The sequence below is a fragment of the Mucilaginibacter sp. PAMB04168 genome (genome assembly GCF_039634365.2).
In the GTDB taxonomy this organism is placed as follows: domain Bacteria; phylum Bacteroidota; class Bacteroidia; order Sphingobacteriales; family Sphingobacteriaceae; genus Mucilaginibacter.
On sequence record NZ_CP155079.2, the window covers coordinates 1,371,896 to 1,389,175 of the forward strand.

General features: G+C 45.2%; 14 protein-coding genes. 2 read left to right on the plus strand and 12 right to left on the minus strand.

The window, feature by feature from the left end:
• Window position 1: 1 nt before the first annotated feature.
• From ABDD94_RS05930 to atpD, 11 genes are all read right to left on the minus strand, one after another.
• Window positions 2-1,168, minus strand: coding sequence for a 2-isopropylmalate synthase (locus ABDD94_RS05930; protein WP_345955075.1), 1,167 nt, complete (start codon window positions 1,166-1,168; stop codon window positions 2-4).
• Between the two features lie 143 nt (window positions 1,169-1,311).
• The gene (locus ABDD94_RS05935) at window positions 1,312-2,070 is read right to left on the minus strand and encodes a methyltransferase domain-containing protein (protein WP_345955076.1); all 759 of its coding nucleotides are present in this window, start codon (window positions 2,068-2,070) and stop codon (window positions 1,312-1,314) included.
• Window positions 2,071-2,165: 95 nt separating this feature from the next.
• Window positions 2,166-3,257 (minus strand): 3-isopropylmalate dehydrogenase, encoded by a 1,092-nt coding sequence (gene leuB / locus ABDD94_RS05940; RefSeq protein WP_345955077.1) that lies wholly within the window; start codon window positions 3,255-3,257, stop codon window positions 2,166-2,168.
• Window positions 3,258-3,330: 73 nt separating this feature from the next.
• A complete protein-coding gene (leuD, locus tag ABDD94_RS05945; RefSeq protein ID WP_345955078.1) occupies window positions 3,331-3,918 on the minus strand; it encodes a 3-isopropylmalate dehydratase small subunit in 588 nt (195 codons plus the stop codon).
• Window positions 3,918-5,333: a 3-isopropylmalate dehydratase large subunit gene (leuC, locus tag ABDD94_RS05950; protein WP_345955079.1), complete on the minus strand. Its 1,416-nt coding sequence runs from the start codon at window positions 5,331-5,333 to the stop codon at window positions 3,918-3,920. Before leuC ends, leuD begins: the two co-directional genes overlap by 1 nt.
• Before the next feature lie 109 nt (window positions 5,334-5,442).
• The gene (ilvC, locus tag ABDD94_RS05955; RefSeq protein ID WP_345948444.1) at window positions 5,443-6,501 is read right to left on the minus strand and encodes a ketol-acid reductoisomerase; all 1,059 of its coding nucleotides are present in this window, start codon (window positions 6,499-6,501) and stop codon (window positions 5,443-5,445) included.
• A 112-nt stretch (window positions 6,502-6,613) separates the two neighbouring features.
• Window positions 6,614-7,228: an acetolactate synthase small subunit gene (gene ilvN / locus ABDD94_RS05960; protein WP_345948443.1), complete on the minus strand. Its 615-nt coding sequence runs from the start codon at window positions 7,226-7,228 to the stop codon at window positions 6,614-6,616.
• Between the two features lie 10 nt (window positions 7,229-7,238).
• Window positions 7,239-8,978, minus strand: a complete 1,740-nt coding sequence (gene ilvB / locus ABDD94_RS05965) for a biosynthetic-type acetolactate synthase large subunit (protein WP_345955080.1) — start codon at window positions 8,976-8,978, stop codon at window positions 7,239-7,241.
• 102 nt (window positions 8,979-9,080) lie between these two features.
• A complete protein-coding gene (ilvD, locus tag ABDD94_RS05970; RefSeq protein WP_345955081.1) occupies window positions 9,081-10,790 on the minus strand; it encodes a dihydroxy-acid dehydratase in 1,710 nt (569 codons plus the stop codon).
• A 709-nt stretch (window positions 10,791-11,499) separates the two neighbouring features.
• Window positions 11,500-11,748: an ATP synthase F1 subunit epsilon gene (atpC, locus tag ABDD94_RS05975; protein WP_345948440.1), complete on the minus strand. Its 249-nt coding sequence runs from the start codon at window positions 11,746-11,748 to the stop codon at window positions 11,500-11,502.
• A gap of 95 nt (window positions 11,749-11,843) precedes the next feature.
• A complete protein-coding gene (gene atpD / locus ABDD94_RS05980; RefSeq protein WP_345948439.1) occupies window positions 11,844-13,349 on the minus strand; it encodes a F0F1 ATP synthase subunit beta in 1,506 nt (501 codons plus the stop codon).
• A gap of 216 nt (window positions 13,350-13,565) precedes the next feature.
• Between atpD and ABDD94_RS05985 the strand changes: the two genes are divergently transcribed.
• Together ABDD94_RS05985 and ABDD94_RS05990 are read left to right on the plus strand one after the other, a co-directional pair.
• The gene (locus ABDD94_RS05985; protein WP_345955082.1) at window positions 13,566-14,789 is read left to right on the plus strand and encodes an outer membrane protein transport protein; all 1,224 of its coding nucleotides are present in this window, start codon (window positions 13,566-13,568) and stop codon (window positions 14,787-14,789) included.
• 60 nt (window positions 14,790-14,849) lie between these two features.
• Window positions 14,850-16,169: an SGNH/GDSL hydrolase family protein gene (locus ABDD94_RS05990; protein ID WP_345955083.1), complete on the plus strand. Its 1,320-nt coding sequence runs from the start codon at window positions 14,850-14,852 to the stop codon at window positions 16,167-16,169.
• Window positions 16,170-16,277: 108 nt separating this feature from the next.
• Here ABDD94_RS05990 and ABDD94_RS05995 read toward each other — a convergent pair whose 3' ends face one another.
• Window positions 16,278-17,261 carry an NAD(P)H-quinone oxidoreductase gene (locus ABDD94_RS05995; protein ID WP_345955084.1) on the minus strand — a complete coding sequence of 328 codons (984 nt, stop codon included), beginning with the start codon at window positions 17,259-17,261 and terminating at the stop codon, window positions 16,278-16,280.
• Between the last annotated feature and the right edge of the window lie 19 nt (window positions 17,262-17,280).

Here is a 17,280-nt window from a genome sequence, read left to right on the forward strand (position 1 = left end):
GTTATTGTTTAACCAAACGATGCGCTACCAAAGTAAGCAGGTCATTATCATCAATGTTCAATTTACTATCGGCCAGTGCTAAAAATTGCTGATAAGCAGTAGCCAGTTCATCCTTGCTCAGACTATGACCCAAACGCTCGAGGTGGAATTTTAATGCATGCCGACCACTGCGTGCTGTTAATACGATGCTGGCGCTCGGGAAGCCTACATCTTCGGGACGAATGATCTCGTAATTTTCGCGGTTTTTCAGGAAACCATCCTGGTGGATGCCTGAGCTGTGTGCAAAGGCATTGCTGCCAACTATCGCTTTGTTGGGTTGAACCGGCATGCGCATTTGTGTGCTGATCATGCGGCTTAGCTCGTAAAAGCTTTGGGTATTAATGTTTGTATGTAAACCCAGCGTTTGGTGCGTTTTCAGGATCATGACGACTTCCTCAATAGACGTGTTACCTGCACGTTCGCCAATACCGTTAATAGTGCCTTCAATTTGGCGGGCGCCATTTTGCAAGCCTGCTACCGAATTAGCTGTAGCCAAACCCAAATCGTTGTGGCAGTGTACGGATATGATGGCCTGATCGATGTTCTTAACATTCTCCTTCAGGAAACGGATCTTGCTGCCATATTGGTCGGGCAGGCAATAACCGTTAGTGTCGGGGATGTTAACCACGGTAGCGCCGGCTGCTATAACCGCTTCTACCATCTTAGCTAAAAATTCTATATCAGCACGGCCGGCATCCTCGGCATAAAATTCAATATCCTCAACCGATTTTTTGGCGTACTTAACGGCTTCAACAGCGCGCTCCAATATTTCTTCGCGGGTGCTGTTAAATTTATGCTTGATGTGCATGTCAGACGAGCCGATGCCGGTATGTATACGCGGACGCTTTGCGTATCGCAAAGCCTCAACAGCGGCATCAATGTCTCCTTTGTGTGCACGGGTAAGGGCGCAAACGGTTGGTGATTGAACAGCTTTGGCAATTTCTACCACGCTTTGAAAATCGCCGGGGCTCGATGCCGGGAAACCGGCCTCGATAATGTCAACGCCCAGCGCTTCCAGCTCGCGCGCAATCTCTATCTTTTCAGGCGTGGTTAACTGGCAGCCCGGTACCTGCTCACCATCGCGTAAGGTGGTGTCAAATACGTAAACTCGGTTTGGATCGTGTAACATTGTTTTAAATTTGAGATGTAAGATTTTAGATTTGAGACAAGCTTTTGCGGGGTCTCTATCCTTAATCTTTTATCATGTTTAGTTATTTTTTTATCAGAAGATGAGCTTAAATGTGAGTTACTCTCATATCTCACACTAAATGCTTAAATCTCTTTCACTGCTTTAAATCTTAGTCTTTTATAATCTGCGTACCATTGCCCGTTTTCGTTGTAATGGGGCTCCAGTAGGGTTGTTATTTCTTTTAGTAATTTGGCATGCTCGGCTTGGGGTATGCCAGTAAAATATTGTGCTCCAAACATTTTAATCCACTTGGCTACGCCCTGATCGCCATCCTGTAGGGGAGTCTTCCGGTCAAAGTGAATAGCGTAAGTTACCCGGAACCCGTGCCTCTCCAGTAAACTGGTGTACTCGCCCAGCGATGGAAAATACCATATCTGTGTTTCGGCCTGGTGAGTATAGCCATGCTTTTGCAGTACTTGTTTTATAGCCGCCCGTAATTTACCTATGTTGCCTTTGCCGCCCATTTCGGCCACAAAGCGGCCGCCAGGTTTCAGTGCTTCATAAACCGATTTAATAACACCGCCCGAATTATGAATCCAGTGCAGCGCAGCATTAGAAAATACCGCATCGTAGGGATATTCCACCGAAAAGTTGGCAGCGTCGGTCACCTCGAACGGTACGTCCGGGTATTTGAAACGAGCCTGGGCAATCATTTCGGCCGAATAATCGGTACCTGATACATCTGCGCCCTGCTCTTGTATTTGCTTGGTTAAATCACCTGTTCCGCAGCCAATATCCAGTACTGATTCGCCAGGCTTTACATCCAGCAGTTCAAGTACACTTGCACCAAATTGCGAAACAAAACCATGTTTATCATCATATAAGTCTGCATTCCATTTCATACGAAGTTCCTCCAATTTTCCCGAGGTGTGATTTTTAATTAATGGTTTATAAATTTATATTCTGTTAATTTCCTGCAAATCAAGCAAACAATGCGTTATAATGCCGGATTGGCTAAAAACTCTAATACCTTTTTACCCATGGCATCGGTTCCCAATATCTTTTCGGTATTTGTATGCGCATCTGCAATGTCGCCTGTACGGTAACCTGCTTTCAGTACATGATCTATAGCGGTAGTAATTCGTTTGGCTTCCTCTTTAAGGCCAAAGCTTATCTCCAGCATTAAGGCTACAGAAAGGATAGAGGCCAGCGGATTAGCTTTGTTTTGTCCAGCAATATCATGTGCAGAACCATGTATAGGCTCAAAAAAACCGGTACCATCACCTACTGATGCTGAAGCCAGCATACCCATTGATCCTGCAATTTGTGAGGCTTCATCAGTTAAAATATCGCCAAAAAGATTTGCAGTTAACACCACATCAAACTTTTTAGGGTTTTTAACCAGCTGCATGGCGGCATTGTCAATAAACATGTGTTCGGTTTCTACATCAGGGTATTCTTTGGCCAGTTCCTGCACCACCTCGCGCCAAAGGCGCGATGATTCCAACACGTTGGCTTTGTCTACCGAACATAGCCGTTTGCTGCGTACCCTTGCGGCTTCATAAGCTTTACGGGCAATGCGCTCTATCTCATAACGATGATAGATCATCAGGTCGGACGCGGTATTACGGTCCTCGCTACGGTTTTTTTCGCCAAAGTAAACATCACCGGTCAGCTCGCGGAAGAAAAGGATATCGGTACCCCGTAGCACAGCCGGTTTTAAGCTCGATGCATCCAGTAGTTCGTCAAACAACATGATGGGACGCAGGTTAGCGTACAAGCCAAGCTCCTTGCGTATCTTTAACAGGCCTTGTTCGGGACGAACTTTGGCAGATGGATCATTATCGTATTTGATATGGCCAATTGCGCCAAACAATATAGCATCGCTAGCTTTGGCTTTTTCTAAAGTTTCGTCAGGTAGGGGGCTGCCTGTTGCCTCGATGCCGGCGTGGCCCATCAATGCCTCATCAAAGGTAAACTCGTGGCCAAACGCGGCAGCTATATGTTGTAAAACAGCTTTGCCCCAGGTAGTAACCTCAGGCCCGATGCCATCACCCGGGATGACCAGTATGTGTTTTTTAATTCCCATTTGTTATTTAGTTGTAGGTTGAAAGTTGTGAGTTTTAAGTGTTAGAATGGCTTTACGGCTCACGACATACAACTCACTTCGCTTCGTATTCTTCTACTAATTGTTTTTTGCTTAAGATATAATCAATATCATCATAGCCGTTTATTAAGCAGGCTTTTTTGTATGGATTAATCTCGAAGCTTTCCTGCTGGCCGGTGCTCACAATTTTGATGAACTGGTTTTCCAGATCAACTTCTACCTCGGCGTTTGGATCAGAAAAAACTACTTCAAATAATTTTTTCAAAAATTCGTCGCTTACCTGGATAGGCAACAGGCCATTGTTTAAGGCATTGCCTTTAAAAATGTCGGCAAAAAAGCTGCTTACCACTACATCAAAACCGTAATCGGCTATGGCCCAGGCAGCATGTTCACGACTACTGCCGCAACCGAAGTTTTTACCGGCTACCAGGATTTTGCCCGAGTAAGTCGGATCATTCAATATAAAATCCTGCTTGGGCTGGCCTTCGTTATCAAAGCGCCAGTCGCGAAACAGATTATTACCAAAGCCTTCGCGGGTTGTGGCTTTCAGAAACCGGGCCGGTATGATCTGGTCGGTGTCTATATTCTCGATAGGCAAAGGCACTATCGAAGTTTGTAAGTGTTTAAATATTTTAGTCGCCATTATGCTACTTCCTCCTCTTGTAATAACGCTCTCACATCCGTCACCCTACCGGTAATAGCTGCCGCTGCAGCAGTTAAGGGGCTGGCCAAAAATGTACGAGAGTCTGGTCCCTGGCGGCCTTCAAAGTTACGGTTGGAGGTAGATACACAATATTTGCCTGCCGGTATCTTATCTTCGTTCATGCCTAAACAGGCACTGCAACCTGGTTCGCGCAGTGGGAAACCTGCTGCTTCAAATACTTTATCCAAGCCTTCTTCAATGGCTTGCAATTGTACTTGTTTAGAGCCCGGCACTACCCATACGGTAACATTATCGGCCTTGTGTTTGCCCTTTATAAAGTCGGCAACCAGGCGTAAGTCTTCAATGCGGGAGTTGGTACAGCTGCCTATAAAAACATAATCGATAGGTTTACCAAGCAGCGATTCATCATCATGCAAACCCATATAGTTAAGCGCCTTGGCGTATGAGCCTTGTTCTTTAGCCTCAAAGCTGGCCGTTTCGGGCACGTGCTGACTGATGCCAATACCCATGCCTGGGTTAGTGCCGTAGGTAATCATCGGCTCAATATCGGCCGCATCAAAGTAAAGTTCGCTGTCAAATACCGCATCTGCGTCGGAGTATAGTGTTTTCCAGTAGTCAACAGCTTTATCCCACTCTTCGCCTTTGGGCGCAAACTCACGGCCTTTTACGTATTCAACTGTAGTTTCATCAGGCGCTATTAAACCACCACGGGCACCCATTTCGATGCTCATATTACAGATAGTCATGCGGCCTTCCATGCTTAGGGAACGTATGGTATCGCCTGCATACTCTACAAAATACCCGGTACCTCCGGCAGCGGAAATTTTGGAAATGATATACAGGATGATATCCTTAGCACCCACACCTTTTTGCAACTGGCCGTTCACTTCAATTTTCATGCGTTTAGGGCGCTGCTGCAACAGGCACTGCGTAGCTAAAACCTGTTCCACCTGCGAGGTGCCTATACCAAATGCAATAGCGCCAAAAGCACCGTGGGTTGACGTGTGGCTATCGCCGCAAACATAGGTGCAACCCGGGCGGGTTATGCCCAGCTCCGGACCAATTACGTGTACAATGCCCTGGTAGGGATGCCCTAAGCCGTAAAGCTCAATGCCAAATTCAGCACAGTTTTTGGTCAGCATATCAACCTGGTAGCGCGAAAGCTCTTCGCGGATGGGTAGGTGCTGGTCCCAGGTGGGTACGTTATGGTCGGCCGTAGCCACCGTTTGCTTTGGCCTTAAAACAGGCAAGCCCCGCTGGCGTAAACCATCAAAGGCCTGAGGGCTGGTTACCTCGTGTATAAAATGTGTATCAATGTATAAAATATCCGGGAAGCCTTCGTTGCTGCTTACTATGTGCGCGTCCCAAATCTTATCAAACAGTGTTTTTCCCATATATCTTTTAAGGTAATTAGTAGTAAGTACAAAGTAGCAAGTACGTTACTCAGGTCGAATTTAAAACCTTGAACCTCGTACTTACTACTTTGTACTTTCTACCGCAAATTTATGCTTCTACTTCCTGGTTTTCAGGGCGCAGGCTGCGAACCGTTTTGCCGGCTTGCCACATTTCACTCTCGCGAAGTTCTTTCAGTTCTTCATTCAGTTTTACGCGGTAATCAGGCTGACTGTTGCTGTCAATTGAACGCTGAGATTCTTTACCGGTAGCTACGCTTTCATATAATTCTTCAAATACCGGTTTGGTAGCATCACGGAATTTTTTCCACCAGTCTAAAGCGCCACGTTGTGCAGTGGTTGAGCAATTGGCATACATCCAGTCCATGCCGTTTTCGGCTACCAGTGGCATTAATGATTGGGTTAATTCTTCAACCGTTTCGTTAAAGGCTTCTGACGGTGAGTGGCCTTTGCTGCGCAAGACATCATATTGGGCGGCGAAGATGCCTTGTATACAACCCATCAGCGTACCACGCTCACCGGTTAAATCGCTAAACACTTCTTTTTTAAAGTCGGTCTCGAACAGGTAACCACTACCTACGGCAATACCCAAAGCAATAACACGTTCCCATGCCTTACCGGTTGCATCCTGGAAGATAGCAAAGCTTGAGTTTAAACCACGGCCTTGTAAAAACATGCGGCGCAATGATGTACCAGAACCTTTTGGCGCTACCAGGAACACGTCAACACCTTCTGGCGGAACGATGCCGGTTTGCTCGTTAAAGGTGATACCGAAACCGTGTGAAAAATACAGGGCTTTACCTGGCGTTAAGTGCTTTTGAACAGTTGGCCATAATTCAATCTGGGCAGCGTCGCTTAACAGGTAGCAAATGATGGTACCACGCTCCAGTGCTTCTTCAATCTCAAATAAAGTTTCGCCGGGTACAAAGCCGTCGCTTATGGCTTTATCCCAGGTTTTTGAGTTTTTACGCTGACCAACAATAACGTTAATACCATTGTCTTTTTGGTTAAGCGCCTGGCCCGGACCCTGAACGCCGTAGCCAATTACCGCTACTACTTCATCTTTTAATACAGCCTGTGCTTTTGATAAAGGAAATTCGTCGCGGGTTACTACGTTTTCTTCGGTACCGCCAAAATTTAATTGTGCCATTTCTTTATTTAGTTATTGTGTTATGATTTCGTTTTTTAATTTTTCGTTATGGGTTGATAATTATTGGTTAAGGGTATGAATCGTCAGATTCTTTCAACCCAAAACCTTAAACCTACATGGTGAATACTTTTTGCCCCTGGTTTAAATATTCGTTTTCGATTACATCCTCACCCGGTTCGCGTTGTTCAAACTCGCGCAGCTTGCGGTTAAAACCATCACTATCTTTAATAATGGCAATGCGAGCGCTGCGTACAAATTCAATTAAGCCATAAGGTTGCAGTACTTTTATCAAATTGTCCGTTTCCTCGCGGTGACCTGTGGTTTCAAATACGATGTAATCTTTACGAATTACTACCGCACGTGCCCCATTCTCGCGTAGCAGGCGTTCAACTGAGGCCTTTTCAGCAATTATATCGGCAGGCACCTTGTACAGGGCCATTTCTTGCCAAATAATATCGGCGTTGGTGTGGTAGTAAACTTTTAAAACCTCTACCTGCTTCTCAATCTGGCGACAAACTTTGCGCACTACTTCCTCAGTTTCGTCAATTACGATATTGAAGCGGTGAATGCTTTCAATTTCTGATGGAGAAGTGTTCAGGCTGTCGATATTAATTTTACGGCGAGTAAAAATAATAGCGATGCGATTCAGTAAACCAATTTGGTTTTCGGTATATACCGTGATGTTAAATTCCTGTTTACCCTCAGGTAATATCTCTTCGTTGCTCATGAGGTGTGGTTTATTTAAGTCTGATTTCGCTTACACTGCATCCCTGTGGTACCATCGGGAAAACGTTGTTCTCTTTAGTCACCATTACTTCCAATAAAAACGAGCCGGGGTGTTGCAGCATTTCCTGAAGTGACGAACCCAAATCTTCGCGCTCGCTTATACACTTGCCGGCAATGCCGTAAGCTTTAGCCACCTGTACAAAATCGGGGCTTTGGATATCTACAAAGGAGTAACGACGCTCGTTAAACAGTTCCTGCCATTGGCGTACCATGCCCAGGAAACGGTTGTTCAGGATCAGGATCTTTACGTCAACACCGCTTTGCATAATAGTGCCCAGTTCCTGCAGTGTCATTTGGAAGCCGCCATCGCCAATTACAGCTACAACGGTGCGTTCCTGTGCGCCAAACTTAGCGCCGATAGCCGCAGGTAAAGCAAAGCCCATGGTGCCTAAGCCGCCGCTGGTTACATTGCTGCGGGTGTGGTTAAATTTAGCATAACGGCAGCCTACCATTTGGTGCTGGCCTACGTCGGTTACAATTACTGCATCACCGTTGGTTAAGTTATTGAGTTGATCAATTACCTCGCCCATGGTCATTTCGCCGGTTTGCGGGTGCAGCTCGGCATCAATAACGGCTTCCAACTCTTTGCGGGTAAAGTCATTAAATTTCTCCAGCCATTCGGTATGTTGTTTGGCTTCAACCAGCTGCGTTAGCAGGGGTAAGGTTTCCTTACAATCGCCCCAAACGGCAACATGCGTTTTTACGTTCTTGTCAATTTCGGCCGGGTCAATATCCAGGTGGATAACTTTAGCCTGTTTGGCATATTTATCTAAACGGCCGGTTACGCGGTCATCGAAACGCATGCCAATGGCAATCAACACATCACACTCGTTGGTTAATACGTTGGGGCCATAATTGCCGTGCATTCCCAGCATACCCACGTTCTGAGGATGATCGGTTGGGATAGCGCCGGCGCCTAAAATTGTCCATGCAGCCGGAATGCCGCTTTTTTCAACAAAGGCTTTAAACTCCTGCTCGGCACTGCCTAACAGAACGCCTTGCCCCCAAAGGATAAAAGGTTTTTTAGCCTCATTAATGACCTGTGCAGCCTGCTCAATAAACTGCGGCCTAACAATTGGTTTGGGCCTGTAGCTACGGATGTGCTTGCACGGTTCATATCCTTTATACTGGAATTTTTGTATCTGCGCGTTCTTGGTGATATCAATCAATACCGGACCGGGCCGGCCGGTGCGTGCTATGTAAAACGCTTTTGCGATAGCCTCCGGAATTTCGTTAGCATCGGTTACCTGGTAGTTCCATTTGGTTACCGGGGTGGTGATGTTAATTACGTCGGTTTCCTGAAAGGCATCGGTACCCAGCAAGTGGGCAAACACTTGTCCGGTTATACATACCAATGGTGTGCTATCTATCTGCGCATCGGCCAGGCCGGTTACCAGGTTAGTGGCACCAGGACCGCTTGTTGCAAAGACGACGCCTACCTTGCCTGATGAACGGGCGTAGCCTTGCCCGGCGTGAATGCCTCCTTGCTCGTGGCGCACGAGGATGTGATTGAGCTTTTCTTTGTAATCATACAAAGCATCATAAATAGGCATAATGGCACCACCCGGATAACCGAAAATGGTATCAACGCCTTCCACAATCAGGGCTTCCAACAGCGCAGCCGATCCCGTCATTTCAACAGCGGCCTGCTCTTCAGGTGCAGTAAGTACGTCTTGTTGTGCAACTTCCATGGTATTCGTTCTAAGTTGTTTGTTCTTTTTTTAAGGTGTGGGCTATATGTGCTGTTTTTATTTAAAGCTTATAACACAGTATATTACAACCTACAGCCCGATTTACTCTTCGTCGGTAACGCAGCCTTGGCTGGCGTCTTTTACGCTTTTAAAATATTTAAATAGTAAGCCTTTGCTAACCGGCGGCTTAGGCTGCTGCCATTGGCTGCGGCGCTGTGCCAGTTCCTCTTCGCTAATATCTAAGGTGATCGTGTTACTTATCGCATCAATAGTAATGTGGTCATCGTCTTTCACTAAGGCTATGTTGCCACCTTCCCAGGCCTCAGGCGTAATGTGGCCTACCACAAAGCCATGTGTGCCGCCGGAAAAGCGGCCATCGGTAATCAGCGCTACCGAACTGCCCAAACCTGCTCCAAATATGGCCGATGTTGGCTTGAGCATTTCGGGCATGCCAGGCGCTCCTTTAGGGCCTACGTGGGTTATTACCACCACGTCTCCCGGGCGTACGCGGCCGCTGGTTATACCGGCTATAAGTGATTGTTCACCTTCAAACACCCTGGCAGGGCCGCTAAAACGCTCCCCTTCTTTGCCGGTAATTTTGGCTACACTACCGCCAGTTGCCAGGTTGCCGTATAGTATCTGTAAGTGCCCGGTTGCTTTAATTGCTTTTTCAACCGGCATAATAATGTCTTGCTTCTCAAAATCAAAGTCAGGTACATCGGCCAGGTTTTCGGCCAGTGTATTTCCGGTTACGGTTAAGCAATCGCCATGCAGCCAGCCTAATTTAAGCAGGTATTTCATAACGGCAGGTATGCCGCCAACCTTGTGCAAATCTTCCATCATGTATTTACCGCTCGGTTTCATATCGGCCAATAGCGGTATACGGTTACTGATGGTTTGAAAATCATCCAATGTTAAAGGTACATCAACACTCTTGGCAATAGCTATCATGTGCAGCACGGCGTTCGTAGAGCCACCCATTACCATAATGGTAACAATAGCATTTTCAAACGCCTTGCGGGTCATGATGTCCGATGGCTTAATGTCGCGCTCCAGTAACTTATAAATTGCTTTGCCAGCGGCCAAACACTCTTTTTGTTTGTCTTCGCTTAATGCCGGGTTTGATGATGAGTATGGCAAACTCATGCCCAGCGCCTCAATAGCGGCGGCCATAGTATTTGCCGTATATATGCCTCCACAAGCACCAGCGCCAGGACAAGCATTTTTAATGATCTCTTTAAAGTCAATATCGTCTAAAGTGCCGGCAATTTTTTTGCCCAGCGCCTCAAATGCCGATACGATGTTCAAATCCTCGCCTTTATAATGGCCAGGTTTTATAGTACCACCATATACCATAATAGATGGGCGGTTTAACCGACCCATAGCTATTAATGAGCCAGGCATATTTTTATCACAACCAGGCAGGGCAATTAATGCATCGTAATATTGTGCACCGCAAACCGCTTCAATCGAATCGGCAATTACATCGCGGCTAACCAGTGAGTAGCGCATGCCGTCGGTACCATTGCTCATGCCATCGCTTACACCAATGGTGTTAAAAATTAAGCCCACCAGGTTTTCGCCCCAAACACCTTTTTTAACCACCTGGGCCAAATCATTAAGGTGCATGTTACAGGTGTTGCCGTCATAACCCATACTGGCAATACCCACCTGCGCCTTTTTCATGTCATCATCGGTTAAGCCAATGCCATATAACATGGCCTGTGCTGCCGGCTGGGTAGGGTCGGCCGTAAGGGTTTTGCTGTAGCGGTTTAACTCTGTTGCTTCGGTAGTATCGGTTGTATAACTCATTTTAGTTTGAACAGCTCTTTTTGGTTAAATTTGATGCGGCCTTTTCAACTTCTGAGCAAACGCTTTATTGTTGGTACAAATGCGCCCGCGTGCTAAATAGGTTGTCGACTTAGGTTACAATCAATATTTGTAAGGTAGGGAGATGCGTTAAAAGTGGCAATAGCCAAATTAAATTTTTTTGCAAAGTTTTTTATTCTGATTAGATGTGAATTGCAGAATAATGTTTTACAATTATTAATATATACAGAATTATGTTCTTAACGTAGTATACCAAAGTTTAAATTGGTTTTCGGTATGTATGTTATGCATGCATAGCATTGCTGCTTAATTATGACTTAAAAATACGTAGAAGCGAAAAAAGCTAGGCGGCGGTTGTGCTTTAGCATTGAGTTCTAAAAGTTTTTCGTTGCTGTTTTTAGTCCCTGCGCTCTTTTATAATGAGTACTTAATTTGTCCGGGCGGTGGTATGGCTTAGTAAGGGTTTTGCTTGAACAGCAATTAACGGGATGGAAATTAACAGAATGTGTTGCAAAGATGTGTTATGCAAGGGTACCGGTATGTAGTATTAGCATATAGCTATTGCTTGAACAGGATTTTTGCCGCCTGCCCGAAACTGCAGAAGGGAATATGTGGACAGTAGAGAGGCTTATAAACAAGAAACGCCCGACTGTGCAGTCGGGCGTTTCTTGTTTATAATGGTATTGGAATACTAACGGTGGGTAATACCTTCGGCTAATACCATCACTTTGTTGTTATTCACTTCAACCACACCACCTTTAATCAGAAATACATCCTCTTTGCCGGTGCCGCGAACGGTAAGCTTGCCATCTTCTAAAGTAGAGATGATAGGCGCGTGGTTATTTAATATCTCAAATGATCCCATAGTGCCCGGTACGGTAACAGAGTTAACCTCACCTTCAAACACTTTTTTATCGGGAGTAAGAATTTCTAAAGTCATTGGGGTTAGATTTGAGATGTGAGATTTGAGATGTGAGACCGATGCGTTTAATCATTGTCTTTATCTCAAATCTCAAATCTAATGTCTCACATCTATTAGTTATTCGCTTCTGCTAACAGTTTTTTACCTTTTTCGATAGCATCTTCAATGCTGCCTACCAAGTTAAAAGCGGCTTCAGGATATTCATCCACTTCGCCATCCATTATCATGTTAAAGCCTTTGATGGTATCTTTAATATCAACCAATACACCTTTTAAACCGGTAAATTGCTCGGCCACGTGGAAAGGTTGTGACAAGAAGCGTTGTACGCGACGTGCACGTGATACAGTAAGTTTATCTTCTTCAGATAACTCATCCATACCTAAAATGGCAATGATGTCTTGTAACTCTTTATAGCGTTGCAAAATTTCTTTAACACGTTGTGCAGTATCATAATGCTCAGCACCTAGTATAGTAGGGCTCAGGATACGTGAAGTTGAATCAAGAGGGTCAACCGCAGGGTAGATACCCAACTCGGCAATTTTACGAGACAATACCGTTGTAGCGTCCAAGTGAGCGAAGGTTGTGGCCGGCGCAGGGTCGGTCAAGTCATCCGCAGGTACGTAAACCGCTTGTACAGATGTAATAGAACCACGTTTGGTTGATGTAATACGCTCCTGCATCACACCCATCTCGGTAGCAAGTGTTGGCTGGTAACCTACCGCTGATGGCATACGGCCTAACAGTGCCGATACTTCAGAACCAGCTTGGGTAAAGCGGAAAATGTTATCGATAAAGAACAGAATATCGCGACCTTTACCTTCAGCATCACCATCACGGAAATACTCGGCAATAGTTAAACCTGATAAGGCAACACGTGCACGTGCACCCGGCGGCTCGTTCATTTGACCGAATACAAAGGTTGCTTTAGAGTCTTTCAATTCTTCTTTGTCGATTTTTGAAAGATCCCAGCCACCTTCTTCCATTGAATGCATAAAGGCTTCGCCGTATTTAATAATACCCGATTCCAGCATCTCGCGCAATAAGTCGTTACCTTCGCGGGTACGCTCACCTACACCGGCAAATACTGATAAACCAGAGTATGCTTTAGCAATGTTGTTGATCAGTTCCTGAATTAATACCGTTTTACCAACACCAGCACCACCAAACAATCCAATTTTACCACCTTTAGCATAAGGCTCCAGCAGGTCAATTACTTTAATACCGGTAAACAGTACTTCTGATTCGGTTGATAAATCTTCAAATCTTGGAGGCGTAGCGTGAATAGGGCGGCCATTGGTTGTATCCAAAGATGGAATACCATCAATAGCTTCACCAACTACGTTAAATACCCGGCCCTTGATATCGTCGCCAATAGGCATACGGATAGGTGATTCAAGGTCGGTTACCGGCATGCCGCGCAATAAGCCGTCGGTTGAGTCCATGGCAATAGCACGAACGCGATCCTCGCCCAGGTGTTGCTGAACTTCTAAAACAACTTTTTGTCCATTGCTTTTAGTGATTTGCAGCGCATCGTAAATTTTGGGAAGATGTGCATCATCGCTAAAGCTTACGTCAACTACCGGACCAATGATTTGTGAGATTTTTCCAATGTTTGGCATATATACCTTGCGTAATTTTTATTTACTGATAATGAAACGAGTGCGTATGAGTATATCACACTATTTCGGAGCGCAAAGTTAAGGTTTATAATGAATTTTTAACTACTTAAATGAAAGAATTTTAAGTAAAACCTGAACCATACGAACTTTGTTAATTTATTTATCTTAGCAGCCTTTTTATAAAAATTGTCAGTTAAATAAAACCAATTTCTAATTATGAGAAAAATTATACTGCTGATGCTGGCTTGCGTGCCATTTTCGGTTTTTGCACAAGGCTTTCAGGTTAACCTGGAAGGCCAAAAGCAAATTGGGATGGGCCATACGGGTACCGGTTTGTTGTTGGATGGTTCCTCGGTGTTTTTTAACCCCGGCGCTGTTGCCAAACTATCCGAAAATTATGTACAGGCAGGCATAAGTCCGCTTATGTTCAAATCGGGGTTTGTAGCCACCGGCTCTAACGTACAATACAACACGGCCGATAAAATAGCGCCGCCATTTAACGTTTATGCCGTTTGGGGACCTAAGACCGCTAAATGGAAAGTAGGCTTAGGCGTTTACACGCCATATGGTGGTTTAACCGACTGGGGCACTAATTGGCCGGGTAAGTACACTTTAGTTTCGCTCGACCTGAAAACCATCTTTTTTCAGCCTACAGTGAGTTACAAAATAAGCGATGTAATAAGCGTAGGTGCCGGTTTTGTGTACAACCATGGCAGCGTAAACCTTAAACGTGCCATTCCGCTGGCAGATGCAAACAATCCGCAGGGCGAAGCAGAACTGAAAGGTGGCGGTAATGGCTACGGCTTTAACGCTGGGGTATTTATTGACACCAAGAAAGGATTAACTATTGGTATTACCCACCGCTCAAAAGTAAATACTAAGCTAAACGATGGAGATGCTGTACTTACAGTGCCGGGAAGTTTACAAACCAGTTTTCCAAGCCCTAACACATTTAAAGCCGAGCTGCCTTTGGCTGCAACTACCTCCATAGGTTTTGGTTACAGCTTTGCGCAAAAATGGCTGGTAGCTTTTGATGCCAACTACGTGCATTTTGATACTTACAAAGCCTTGGCTTTTGATTATGGCAATAACACCACAACCTTGCAGGATACTTACTCGCCACGTAATTACAAAAATGCAGTAAGCTTACGTGTGGGTGCCCAGTATAAGGCAACTGATAAATTGATGTTACGTGCGGGTGGCGGTTATGCCTCAACCCCTGTTAGGGATGGTTATGTAACTCCGGAAGTGCCCGATGCCAACCGCAGTTTTTACACTGCGGGCTTAAGTTACTTGGTTAACAAGCATTTTGATTTAGACCTGTCTTTTGAATACGAGCGCCTCGGTACCCGTACACAAACCAATATCGAAACACAATTATCAGGAACGTTTAAAAGCAATGTGTATATACCGGGTGTAGCGTTGGTTTATCATTGGTAAACAGCGCCCTGCTAGGCCTCCATGGGAAGGGAAATTAATACACATTAAAAGAGATTTAAGATGAAACTAAATAATTACAAAAATATATTTTTAGCGGGTTTGCTGGTTTTAGCCGCCTGTAAACCCACTGTCGATGTAGCTCCGGCTACCAGCGGCTCGGCCGATTTTACAACCTACATTGCCGTAGGTGACTCACAAACTGCCGGTTATGCCGATGATGGTTTGTATCGTAGCGGACAGATCAACTCTTTTCCAAATATTATTGCTCAGCAATTGAAAGCTGTTGGTGGCGGTAATTTTGCACAGCCACTGTTCAGCGAGGCGCAGGCCAGCGGATCGGGTTATCGTAATATAATTAGTTTTAATGCTGATGGTACACCCAATATTACCAAGGTGGCCGGAACCGCTATACGTGGCGCTAACCCCATAACGGGCGGCGAGTTGTATACAAAGTATGCAGGCGACAATAGTAATTATGGTATACCAGGTATTAAACTTACCGATGCTGCTGGAATAACCGCACCGGGTTTTCCAGCTTACGGTAATTTAAATGGATATTACGAGCGTTTGCTTGCAGCATCTGTTCCGTTAGCTAACACGCCTTACTTAGATTACGTTACAGCGAAGCCTTATACCTTTTTTACATGCTGGTTGGGTAACAACGATGCATTAGGCTATGCAACAGCCGGTGGAGACATTGTTAAATATCCTAATAGTAGTTTGACTGATAAAAGTCAATTTACAACAGCCTTAACCACTGTTATTGAACGGTTAACAGCAGGTGGCAAAAAAGGGGCAGTGGCTACCATTCCCGATGTAAGTGCAATTCCGTTTTTTAATACGGTTACTATACCAGCTTTGCTAGCTGGCGCACAAAAGGCCGTTCCTACACTTACTGCATTGTGGGTTAGGGCCTCTAAAGCCGACGGTACCTATGAAACCCGTGCAGCAACAGCTACTGACTTGGTGACCCTTAAATTCCCAACCGACCGGTTAGCAACGGGTTATGGCTTCTCACCATCAAATCCTATAGAGAATGAGTTTATTTTAGACCCAATAGAAGCTGCTAGAGTTAGAGATTATGTAAACTCATATAATCAAAGCATTAACACAATAGCTAATAATAAAGGATTAGCTGTGTTTGATGCCTTTACCTTCTTGAATGCTTTAAAGCAGAAAGGCTTATTAATAAATGGTGTAAACTTAAGCGCCGATTTTGTACGCGGCGGTATTTTTTCGCTGGATGGGGTGCATTTAACCCCTAAAGGTTATGCTATCGAAGCTAATGAGTTTATCAAAGCCATCAATACCAAATATGGGTCAAATATTCCGCAGGCCGATGTAAACAGCTTTAATAGCGTCATTTTCCCGGTAAAGTAATACCCGTTAAGTTATTTTAATGGTTGATGGTTCATGGTAGCTACTGGTTAGCATCATTAACCATCAACCATTTTTATTTTGCCATAAACGTCCAACTATAAGCTATGGCTAACTAAATTCCAGCACAATCTTGCCTATATGTGTGCTGCTTTCCATTAACGCATGCGCTTTTGCGGCGTCCTGTGCTGCAAATGTTTGATGGATAACCGGCTTAATTTGCCCTGCTTCGATCAAGGGCCAAACAGTTTTTTTTAATGCCGTAGCAATGGCCGATTTAAATGGCCTATCCCTTGGCCGAAGCGTTGAACCAGTGATGAAAAGCCTCTTGCGCATTACCATGGAAAGGTCTACCTGCACGTCTTTGCCTTTCATGGTGTTAATCAGCACCAGCCGGCCCTCTTCAGCAAGCGATTGGATATTGCCCTGGGTGTAATCGCCGCCTATCATATCCAGTATTACATTTACGCCTTTGCCGCCGGTAAGTTGTGCTATGGTATGTATAAAGTATTCAGTTTTGTAATTAACTGCTTTGGTGGCACCTAACTGCTCGCAAAAACGGCATTTATCATCGCTACCTGCGGTAACATAAACGACGCTGCCAAGCGCTTTAGCCATTTGTATGGCCGTTACCCCAATGCCGCTGCTGCCCCCATGCACCAATAAACTTTCGCCTGGTTGCAAACGGCCGCGATCAAAAACATTGCTCCATACCGTAAAAAACGTTTCGGGTAAGGATGCGGCCTCGGTCAAAGTCAGGTTTGGCTGAACGGGTAAACACTGCCCTTCAGGTGCTGTACAATATTCGGCATAACCGCCGCCACTCACCAGTGCGCAAACCTTGTCGCCGGTTTGCCAAAGGGTAACCGCATCACCAATAGCTTCAATTGTACCGGCAACCTCCAGGCCGGGTATATCTTGCGGTGCATCGGGCGGTGGTGGATATGCGCCTTTACGCTGTGCTACATCGGGCCTGTTTATACCTGCGGCCGCTACTTTAATAAGCACTTCATGCGGTTTAGGCTGGGGTACAGGTCTGTCTCTTATCTGTAGTACTTCCGGGCCCCCCGGTTTGGTTATTACCAGTGCTTTCATTGCAGTAAATTTTAACAAA

What these genes read in the sequence shown, in the direction of transcription:
- ABDD94_RS05930 (WP_345955075.1), bottom strand. Translation starts at nt 1,168, where the DNA reads ATGTTACACGATCCAAACCGAGTTTACGTATTTGACACCACCTTACGC.
- ABDD94_RS05935 (WP_345955076.1), bottom strand. Translation starts at nt 2,070, where the DNA reads ATGAAATGGAATGCAGACTTATATGATGATAAACATGGTTTTGTTTCG.
- leuB (WP_345955077.1), bottom strand. Translation starts at nt 3,257, where the DNA reads ATGGGAATTAAAAAACACATACTGGTCATCCCGGGTGATGGCATCGGG.
- leuD (WP_345955078.1), bottom strand. Translation starts at nt 3,918, where the DNA reads ATGGCGACTAAAATATTTAAACACTTACAAACTTCGATAGTGCCTTTG.
- leuC (WP_345955079.1), bottom strand. Translation starts at nt 5,333, where the DNA reads ATGGGAAAAACACTGTTTGATAAGATTTGGGACGCGCACATAGTAAGC.
- ilvC (WP_345948444.1), bottom strand. Translation starts at nt 6,501, where the DNA reads ATGGCACAATTAAATTTTGGCGGTACCGAAGAAAACGTAGTAACCCGC.
- ilvN (WP_345948443.1), bottom strand. Translation starts at nt 7,228, where the DNA reads ATGAGCAACGAAGAGATATTACCTGAGGGTAAACAGGAATTTAACATC.
- ilvB (WP_345955080.1), bottom strand. Translation starts at nt 8,978, where the DNA reads ATGGAAGTTGCACAACAAGACGTACTTACTGCACCTGAAGAGCAGGCC.
- ilvD (WP_345955081.1), bottom strand. Translation starts at nt 10,790, where the DNA reads ATGAGTTATACAACCGATACTACCGAAGCAACAGAGTTAAACCGCTAC.
- atpC (WP_345948440.1), bottom strand. Translation starts at nt 11,748, where the DNA reads ATGACTTTAGAAATTCTTACTCCCGATAAAAAAGTGTTTGAAGGTGAG.
- atpD (WP_345948439.1), bottom strand. Translation starts at nt 13,349, where the DNA reads ATGCCAAACATTGGAAAAATCTCACAAATCATTGGTCCGGTAGTTGAC.
- ABDD94_RS05985 (WP_345955082.1), top strand. Translation starts at nt 13,566, where the DNA reads ATGAGAAAAATTATACTGCTGATGCTGGCTTGCGTGCCATTTTCGGTT.
- ABDD94_RS05990 (WP_345955083.1), top strand. Translation starts at nt 14,850, where the DNA reads ATGAAACTAAATAATTACAAAAATATATTTTTAGCGGGTTTGCTGGTT.
- ABDD94_RS05995 (WP_345955084.1), bottom strand. Translation starts at nt 17,261, where the DNA reads ATGAAAGCACTGGTAATAACCAAACCGGGGGGCCCGGAAGTACTACAG.